We start from the raw sequence: 10,205 nt of genomic DNA, 5'->3' as shown, positions 1-10,205 counted from the left end.
ATCCCCGCTCTTCAGACCCCTGTTATATAACCTGAGACGGTACAGCCCCCTGATAGACCATAATGGATTCTTCTTCATCTAAGATCTGTATATCTACCAAAGACTGTTTCTTTATCAATGCAATCTGATCCAGCACACCATTCATCAGTACATCTAGAGCCTCCATCGCTTCAGGAGCTTCGATTGAACCTTGTCCTGCTTTCGCCATGCGTGTCTTATAATATTCAGAACGTACCGAACCCACACTTCCCCAATATCCCCAGTTCATCACTTTGATAGGAAAATCACAGCACTGTCTCAAAAATTGGGCAAATACATCTTTGAACGTACAGCCGGCTACGTAATTCGCCTGTCCGGCCGAATTCAAAAAGGAATTCATGGACGAAAAAAAGAGTACAAAGTCAGGCGACTCTCCGATACACGCTTTGGCTATATTGATGCTGATGTCTACCTTAGTGGAATAAGCTTTCCGAAAAGAAGCTTCGTCCATATATTCCAGACTGCGATCCTCCAACACGATGGCAGAATGAATAAAACCATTAATGGCTTGATGATTCCGCCTAATATTTATACATGCCTGACGCATTGCTTCTGAATCCGTTGCATTAACAGCCATGTAACAGGGCGCGGGGCCAAGCTCGCCCAGCCTTTGCAATTTCGCTTGAATATCAGCATCCAGCTCCCTTCTTCCCAGCCAGATGATCTGGGCTTTGTAATGCCGGATCATATATTCACTCCATGCCTCTCCGATTCCGCCTGCTCCTCCAATAACAACGTATACACCCCCATGGCGATAGGAATGAGACTGTTCGGAACTCACAGGAGAATATGTAACGGGCACAAGTTGTTGACGAAACCATTCGCCTTGTCGGTTTACATATGGGAATCCATAGGAATCAGCAGAAACCGAAAACAATTCGTACATATTCTTATCATTCAACTGATCCAAATCCACCTGTCTAACCTTCCATCCGGGTCGTTCTTTGCACAGTACTCCTATAAGACCATGTATCCCGGCATGAGTGGGATCAACCGAATCAAGTGTATGAATGGCGTTTGCCCGCATCGTGATTACAGTCCATTCCATGCTCCGATTCCCATATCCATTCTGAAGAAGTGCCTTAATCAGTCTGTAAAGAAGAAACACGCCATCTTCCTGAGCCTCAACCATTCCCTTGACATCAGGCGAGCTTCCAGCGGTTATCGGAGATATCCACACCATATGACGAAGGTTCATGATTAGGTTTAGTTGTTCAGAGATCCGCATGATCGAATCCTGTGGATTCAAAACGATCATCTCGGCATGTGGCAGGTATTTGAGCAGCTGGGTCAAGTACGAGCTCTTCGTACCTACCAAGCATATTTCTCCCGGGAGATCGTTGAGTACACGTTCATGTTCATACAAGCCGATTGTCTGCTCTTTCCATACAGGGGCCAACATTTGTAACTCGTAAGTCTCCACACCTTTAGTTTCTTCAAGATCTGGAACTTTCGACTCAGGTCTTCTAAAACGCATTGCCCTAACGGATACCCGTACATCACCCTTCACACTAAACAAATCTATGTCATATTCGGTATCCGCGTGCACAGCAGCGCTGCCACTCTCCTGATGGACTCGGACATGAGCCCACATCTCAGCTTCACAGGAGCCAATGATTTGAATTTGTTGTATAGAGAAGGGCAACAAAGGCGTATCTTGCTGCTCGCCCTGAATACTTCCCGAAGTACTTAGCCAGATCCCGATTGCAGCCTGAAAAGCGTTATCCAGAAGTCCTGGATGAATGGTGCCGTCCTGATATCCATCCATAATACCCGAAGGCAAGGCAATTCTGGCCAGAGCTTGATCATGACCCACCGCTACAGATTTCAGACCCTGGAAGTCTGGACCATACTGCATACCCCTGGCTGAAAAAAAGGAATAACATTGCTCTGATGTAAAATTTCCCAGACTACAGTTGCTTAGGATAGTCTCCATTTCGTATGTTTTGCGTACTTCACGCTTGGTTATCACAGCAGTCCCTTGGCTAAAAACCACGGTGTTTGTCTCATCCCCCTGAGAACTAGTTGGAGAATGAACGGTGACCTCAATAAATCCATTCGAAGATGGTTTAAGATGTATTTGAAGTCTTCCCATGCCTTTTTTGGCGACAACAGGTTTGAGCCATACGAGCTTTTTAAGGCTGATTTGTTCGCCCTCTCCAGGTTGAGCAGCCATCATGACAGCGGCTCTGATCAATTCAATATGAGCTGAGGCAGGCAATACGTTATATCCGTTTATTTCGTGATCCTGAAAAAAGGATTCTTGACCAGTAAATGCAAATTCGTAGCTGTATGCGCGAAAATCTGATCTATTTTCCAGCTTCATCATGAATCTGTTGTCCATTCCCGACCGATGAATCTCTTGGCTTTCTATCCGTTTGACTGGATTAGGAAGCCAGTGCCGTGTCTCTGCAAACGGATAAGTCGGGATGGAAATTTTCCGTTTCCGTTCTCTTTTATCCATTGAAGACCAATCAATCCGGTTGCCAGTTACCCAGAGCTGAGCAAGTTTATGGAGCTCTGCTTCAACCATGAAATCCTGATCTGTGGAAGGCTGATGGTAAGCTATAGCCTGTTCATCTTGTGAGGGCTTGCGCTTGGTTACGCTCCCTTGCCAACATGGAGATAGATTTTCTGTCTCATCTGCAATAAACCGATTAAGCATTTCCACGGTGTCATCGATGCTTGAACTCACCAATGCAAGTCTTTCCTCCATCTCTTCCCTGCCCGTTTGCATTGTAAATGCAACATCAGCCAGGGTAATCCCATCCGTTTGACTCAGAAATTCAACGATTCGCCTCGCATATGCTTTCAATCGATCTCTGTTCTTTGCAGAAACGATGAGTAACTGGGGGCGATTGAATATAATCAGGGAACTGTCATGCTTAGTCACGTATTCGCTGATGACAATATGAGCATTGACACCTCCAAAGCCAAATGAACTTACGCCTGCACTTCTTGGGACAGCATCATGTTTACGATTCCAGGTCTGCCCTTCCTTTACGATATAAAACGGACTGTTCTCCAACTGGATGTAAGGGTTAACTTCATTTAGCTCCAAATTCGGCAACAATCGGTTATGCTTCATACTGAGTACCACGTTGAGGACTCCCGCCACTCCTGCTGCTGCCTCCAAGTGTCCAATATAGGTTTTTATCGTTCCGACTGCACAGTGCGGAACGGAGGACTCCGAGGCAGAACCGCTCGGCTTGCCATGCAACTCATCCCAGTCTTGAACCATCTGAGAGAAAGCCTTTTTAAGCGCATTTATCTCGATCGGATCACCCAATGGGGTCCCCGTACCATGTGCTTCAATATAATCTACTGTCCTCGGATCAATTCCGGATCTGGACCACGCTTCAACAATAAGTTCTGCCTGTGCATTAGGATTTGGAGATGTCAAAGTGTTGGCATGTCCCCCATGATTTATAGCCGTTGCCTGAATTACTCCATAGATATGGTCTCCATCCGCTTCCGCTTTGGACAACGGTTTGAGCAGCAATGCCCCACTACCTTCGCCACGAACGTACCCATCAGCACCTTGATCAAAGGTTTTACAGCGACCATCCACACTGAGCATGCCTGCCTGATTAAAGGCAATCATCAGCTGTGGACTTGCGATAACACTGATGCCTCCGGCAACTGCCAGTTCACATTCTCCGTTGTGTATCGATTCCACTGCCCGATGAATGGCGACCAATGAACCGGAACAGGCTGTATCCACGGGTTCACTAGGTCCATGCAGATTTAGAAGATATGAAATTCGGTTAGCCAGAATGGAATGAAATATGCCCAAAGCTGTATGTGCTTCAGTTGGAATGCCTGATTGGTGCATCAGGTCATAATAATCTGAACTAACCACCCCGACAAACATACCTGTTTTACTCCCGGACAACTCCGATGGCCTGTAACCGGCATCTTCAATGGCTTCCCATACAGTTTGCAAATAAATGCGCTGTCTCGGGTCCATCAACCCAGCTTCATGAGGCGAAATCCCAAAAAACGAAGCATCAAATTGATCAATGGCTTTCATAAATCCGCCCCATTTGATGTTGGTTTTGTTGACTTCTTTTATTGGGTCCCCATAATATTGATGCCAATCCCAGCGTTCAGGAGGGATTTCGGAAATGAATGTTTTCCCGGAAACCAAGTTCTCCCATAGTTCATCCATACTCTCGGATTGAGGCATGTGAGCGCCTATTCCAATAATTGCAATGGGTTCTTTATTCCTCCTATGGAGTTCGATAGGCTCACTTGCAATCTCATGTGTTTCATCATCACCGACCATATGCGGAGTCTGCATTTCGAGTTCAACGTGCCCGCCACTCATTCCATGATATCGGGCGATGTCTTCGCCATAAGCTCCGATTAGGTAGGTTGCAAAGGCCCCTAAAGTCGCATATTCAAACACAACAGGGGGCGTTAGATCAATGTTGTACGTTGCGTTGAGTCGATTGACAAAGTCAGTCGTCGAAATGGAATCAAACCCATAGTCGCTTTTATCCGCATCCAGATCCATTTCATGTATATCAACACTGAGAATCTGTGAGGATATGGACAACATGATTTCTGAAGCCCTTTTTAGTAAAACCTCCTCATTTATGCTGTTCTCTAACAACATTTCTTTTGGAACCGAGTCCACATCCGCAAACGACGTTTTCTCGTGTACCTTCTGAAATTTGGTTGCATCCCCGCCAACAATCACTATCTGACTTTCCTTACAATGAAAAGCATCCTCAAAAGCCTGTATAGCATGTTCGCTGGATATCGATGAAACCCCGAGCGTATTTTCCAAAAAAAGACGATGGGTTGAATCTACTCCCATCCCTCCTTCCAACCACAGAGGCCAATTCAGAGAGAGCGTTTGACCCGAACGCATCCCCTCTTTGTTCAACCGATTCCGCTGACGGCAAAAACTGTCCATAAAGCCATTGGCAAAGGCATAATCACATTGTCCAGCGTTGCCCAGAATGGACATGACGGAAGAGCAAACGATGAAAAAGTCCAACTGTTCATGACAAGAAGCTTCGTCCAGCCAAACCGTTCCGTATACTTTAGGAGCGATAACAGCATCCATGTCCACTTTATTTTTGGATTGAAGCATTGAGTCTCTTAATACGCCAGCGCAATGAATCAGACCATGAATGCCCCCAAATCTGGTTTTGCACTCACGGATGAGATTAAAAGCAGACTCACGTTGCGATACATCCGCCGCAATATACACTATTTCAGCTCCAAACTTCCCTAGATCACACAATTGTTGTTCCTGATCCCTACTCAGAATGGAACGTCCAGACAAAACAATGACTCGAGCGGATTGGGCAAGAAAGGAGGCAAATTGGAGGCCGATACCACCCATCCCACCTGTAATCAAATAAACGCCTTGTTTATTCCACTCTACTTGTGAATATTCTGTTTTCGGCAGCGATAGCAATCTCTTCACATAACGTCGATTGCCCCGATAACGAACCTCTACCGCCTGGTCCCGAGCTTCCATCTCCTGTTGGATGAGGTGAAACATATCGACTGGTTCATTTCCCATGTCCAATGTACGGCATGTCCATTGCGGGTGTTCCCATTTCACACTGCGCATGAAACTGCTTACAGCTTCATTTGCCGGTTCTTCTTTACGATCGCTGGAATAAGCATATAAAAGATGTACTTTCTTTTTGTCAGCACATTTCGCCAGCCATCGGCATGTATAAAATAAGGTGTACACACCCTGGGCGAGCCACTTGTTCAATAGGGTCCCTTCATTTTCAGGAAGTACCGTACCACTCCATCCATGAACGACAGTATCAGGAATCCACTGTAATTCGGACAGCCTGTTGAACAAACGGTCAACATCCTCTTCCTGTCCCGGGCGGACTATAAATGTATTAACATCCTGCTCAATGAATTGATTTCCCTGTAACACACGAATTACGGAAGTGCTCTGGTTCCATTGCTGCATGTGTTCTTCACCAGAAACAAATAACAGAAGCCTTTCACTTTTGAAAACGGTACGTTGAAGGTCTTGAATTTCCCAGGATGGATACAGGTACGTACTCTGATGCAGGTTATTCTTATTGGAAGCCGAAGTATCATGCCGCTCTATTTCCTGTATAAGCTGGTAGGCTGTCTCTGATGAGAGACGTCGTCCCTTCACCATTTCAAGAATCTGATCCAGTGATAACATCTGATCTTTTCTCATCGTTCCTCCATATAAGTTAAGACATCAATAGGTTCAACCTCTCCGGCTTCCAATTTTCGCAAAAGTGTTTTCAATGGGTCCTTCGCATGACTCTTTTTGTCCTGAACCTGTCTTACTGTAAAGTCGCTCATTTCCATGCATATTAGTTCCTGCTCATCAAGCAGTACAATATCAAACTTGAATGCTTTTTCCCCTTGCATACCCTGCTGCCTGACATATACACTTCCCTTGTCTGGAAGCCGCTTCCACCATTTGACCGCACCTATGGAATAGGGCATACAAGGAGCAGAGCTCACCTTTTGGGCAAGTAACATCGCTGTCTGCAGTGCGCTGTCCATCACTACAGGATGAAGCGTATACGCGTGTAACTGTTCATAACAAGGGATTGGAAGGGCAAACCTGGCAATAGCTTCGTTCTCGCCCATACAGCAGTCCATAATGGATTGGAAGGAAGGACCGTAGACCAGATGACTCTTTTCAAGTTTGCGATATACTCCTGAAATAGGGTCAACACATCTTCCTCTAATCGCATCGATATCCCGTTTAACCCTATATGGATTGCCTTGTCGTGTGTCCTGTTTGTTGCCATCTGTCTTTATTCCATACAACGTCCCTTGCCCATAAACTTTTCTAGAGTTCACATCGTCGCCGGTCCATACGTGGAACTGAATTTTTTCATGGGTTTTAGACAACGAAATGTTTACTTCAACAGGTTGCTCCATGACTATCAGGGGTCTTGACCACACCACATCACCAAAACCGATGACCTCCTGGATGCCTGCATTCTGCACAGCGGCTAATGCCATCTCCAAATAAGCAACACCTGGTAATGTTCGTTTACCGTCTACGCGGTGATCATTCAGAAAAAATTCTTTGCCTGTAAACAACGTTTGATACTTGAATTCATCCAAGGTTGAGGTATTTCGGCCGATCATCGGGTGCAACGCCCTATCCAAGCTGTTCTCATATACACTTGTAAGCATATATACATCGCTAACCGATTGATTAGCTACATGAGCTACCGTATCATTATGGTCATGTAATCGATGTATTACAGACTCGAAACGCTGAGTAGGCAGGGCAAGCTTGTTAAATGTTCCTGAAGGGAACCATAGGTCCCACCTCACATTCACGCCATGGAGCCATAACTGACCGAGGATATTCCAGAAGTCATATCCCGCTTCATCCTCTTTTAAAGCAAGTTTCAGCGTATCAGGTGCGGCCGATTGAACTACTCCGATGTCAATGATCTTGATGTCTGACGAAATCTTCTCCAGATCAACTTGGCTTTCTTGTGTTTGATGCAGCCATTGCTCAACATTTACAATTTCGGGCACGTTATCAATTCGAGCACATAATCGGTTGTCATTGGGCTCCATATCCCTTTCTCGCTGTTTCAGGTTCATGGATTCGGCAACAACCTTATAGTCCACATTGGAATCCAAAACAAGCCGGGCGACCATTTCAGGAAGTAAGATGTGATCGTTCATCAGATCCAACATTTCTTCGAATCGTGGATCGGGCTCAGCCATTATCGTCAAATTCCATTTGCGGTTCAACTTCCTTAGCGAATAAGCCACAACCGTAACTATAATGAACAACTGCTGAGTGGAAAGCTCCGTAAACATCAAGACATCAACAGGCTTTCCAAGCAACTCCTCCAAATTCCAATCGTCCCCACTTACTTTACCTAGAAGATTCGACCATTCATCTACATACTTTCTGAAGGTGAACTGATGAGCGATGAGTGATTGACCCTTAGTCAGATAATATTTAACCCGTTCGTGATCACTTACCATTGGATATTCGAATCGATCATGCCCGCTATTCCCAGAGTCCACACTTTCAATTTGCGAGCTACCCAACAAACGCCGGAGATAAGACTCGCCAAAGGAAATCGGATACAAAATATCTTGCAATGTTGGATCATAGTAAGGCAGACACGGACGATGTAGTTTAATGAAATCTGCTTCATTTTTTCCTGAAAGCCTCAAAAGAATTTCTTCGGGAGCGATCATTTGGTTTACGGCAAGAACAGCCCACATCCCTGTATGCTCCCCTGTCATCCATTCCACTTTTAAGCCCGCATCAAGTAAACATCGAAGTACGGCATATCCAGCAATGAACTGACAGCACGGAATTGTCTCTTGCTCCCATGGTTCATTGTAGAACATCTGCCGATAGTCATCGGCAAGTGGACGATCACTATCGGCAATTTGATTCAGTAAGGATTGGATGATGTCCTCCACATGCGGTAAATCACGGGTTAACTTGCTAAATTGCTCATAGTTTATATAGGAAAAGTGCCCCACTCTTATTGCCCACTTTTGCTGCTTGGGCATGAAAGGACGACTTGATTCCGAATGCAACTCTTCCTTCAACTGCTGTAAATTGTCTACCATCACAGCATAACGATAAGGAAAAGCCACTCTTCCCGTGGACAATGTTCCACTAATATCACGCAGCGTACACTCTTCAAACTCGGATGTTAGCGAGAATGCTCTCCACGATTCAAGCTGTTTTTCCAAATGCAATTTTGATTTGCCTGATAGCGTGAACAGCTGAGAACGGGCGGCGACGGCATCCTTCTGTTTGTTCGAGGGTGCAGTGCACCACTGTTCAATCACCAGATGGGCGTTGACTCCACCAAAACCGAAAGAGCTTATGCCCGCTCTTAAAGGTAAACCTTCGCCAGCACTGTTCCAATCAGTTAGAGCCCCTGCCACTTCAAAAGGAGTATTCTTAAAATCTATGATCGGATTAGGATCGTTAAAATGAAGGTTGGCAGGTATTTTACCATGTTTCATCATCATGATCACTTTCACAATACCAGCCATGCCCGCAGCACTCTCCAAGTGGCCAATATTGGTTTTTACCGAGCCAATCCGACAGAATTGGGTTCGGGAAGTATAGGCAGCAAATGCATTTTTAAGCGCTTCAATTTCAATCGGATCTCCCAAAGACGTTCCCGTTCCATGTGCCTCAATATAAGTGACCATTTCCGGGGAAATATCTGCATCCTGATAAGCAGCCAAGATGACGTCTTGTTGTGCCCTCATGCTCGGAGCAGTTATGGATGCGCTTCTTCCACCATGATTGCAGGCAGATCCTTTGATAACCCCGTAGATATGATTACCTTCTGCTAACGCATCTTCAAGCCTTTGAAGCAACAACACGCCTGCTCCATCCCCTGGTACATAACCATTGGCTTCCTTATCAAAGGTTTTACAACGTCCATCCGGACTTAACATTCTTGACTTGGAAAATGAGATAAACTTCCAGGGATGCAAATTTAGATTTACACATGCAGCTAAGGCGTAATTGCACTCTTTTCGTTGCAGGGCTTGTTTGGCTTCATGCACGGCTACTAATGAAGATGCACAAGCTGCATTTACTGATATACTCGCGCCCTTGAAGTCCATAATGTAAGAAATTCGATTGGCAAGAATACTTTCATAATTTCCAAGACAAGCGTAGCTATCAATCTCCAATTCGGGGAGGCACGCCATTTGGCGGTGATCTACCGTCATTACTCCGGCATAAACGGAAGTGATCTGATTCTGTAACCTTTGAAGTGAAATCCCGGAATCTTCAATGCATTGCCAGGAAACTTCAAGCATCATTCGTTGCTGTGGGTCCATATTTTTGGCCTCTCGGGGAGAGATACTGAAAAAGCGGTGATCAAAAGAATACACATCATCAATCAGACCGCACCATTTACCAATGCTCTTATTCGGGGCGTCAATATCTTGAGAATAGAACTTCGATACATCCCATCGATCTGGAGGAATCTCCTTGACAGAATCCACTCCATTCGCAAGATTATCCCAAAACGTCGTATAATGATCAGCCTGCGGAAACCTGCATGCCATACCAACAATTGCAATATCTGTAAGGCGAAATCCTGGATCAATATCGGATGTTGGCTCCATGTTCTTCTTTTGTCCCATCATCACACCCCCTGTCCCCACAA

Annotated in this window: 2 protein-coding genes; both read right to left on the bottom strand. The window is 45.3% G+C overall.

Annotated features, from left to right (window positions below; all coding sequences use genetic code 11):
* Positions 1-22 precede the first annotated feature (22 nt).
* Positions 23-6,232 carry a type I polyketide synthase gene (locus tag MKY92_RS12855; protein ID WP_339301029.1) on the bottom strand — a complete coding sequence of 2,070 codons (6,210 nt, stop codon included), beginning with the start codon at positions 6,230-6,232 and terminating at the stop codon, positions 23-25.
* The gene (locus tag MKY92_RS12850) at positions 6,229-10,185 is read right to left on the bottom strand and encodes a beta-ketoacyl synthase N-terminal-like domain-containing protein (protein WP_339301027.1); all 3,957 of its coding nucleotides are present in this window, start codon (positions 10,183-10,185) and stop codon (positions 6,229-6,231) included. The genes MKY92_RS12855 and MKY92_RS12850 overlap by 4 nt, the downstream gene beginning before the upstream one ends.
* Positions 10,186-10,205 lie beyond the last annotated feature (20 nt).

It is taken from the genome of Paenibacillus sp. FSL R5-0623, from assembly GCF_037974265.1.
GTDB lineage: Bacteria > Bacillota > Bacilli > Paenibacillales > Paenibacillaceae > Paenibacillus.
The sequence above is the reverse complement of the archived record's forward strand: the minus strand, read 5'-3'. Positions and strand labels throughout refer to the sequence as shown.

Excerpts from the sequence above, each read along its gene's own strand:
- MKY92_RS12855 (WP_339301029.1), bottom strand. The coding sequence starts at position 6,232 with ATGAGAAAAGATCAGATGTTATCACTGGATCAGATTCTTGAAATGGTG.
- MKY92_RS12850 (WP_339301027.1), bottom strand. The coding sequence starts at position 10,185 with ATGATGGGACAAAAGAAGAACATGGAGCCAACATCCGATATTGATCCA.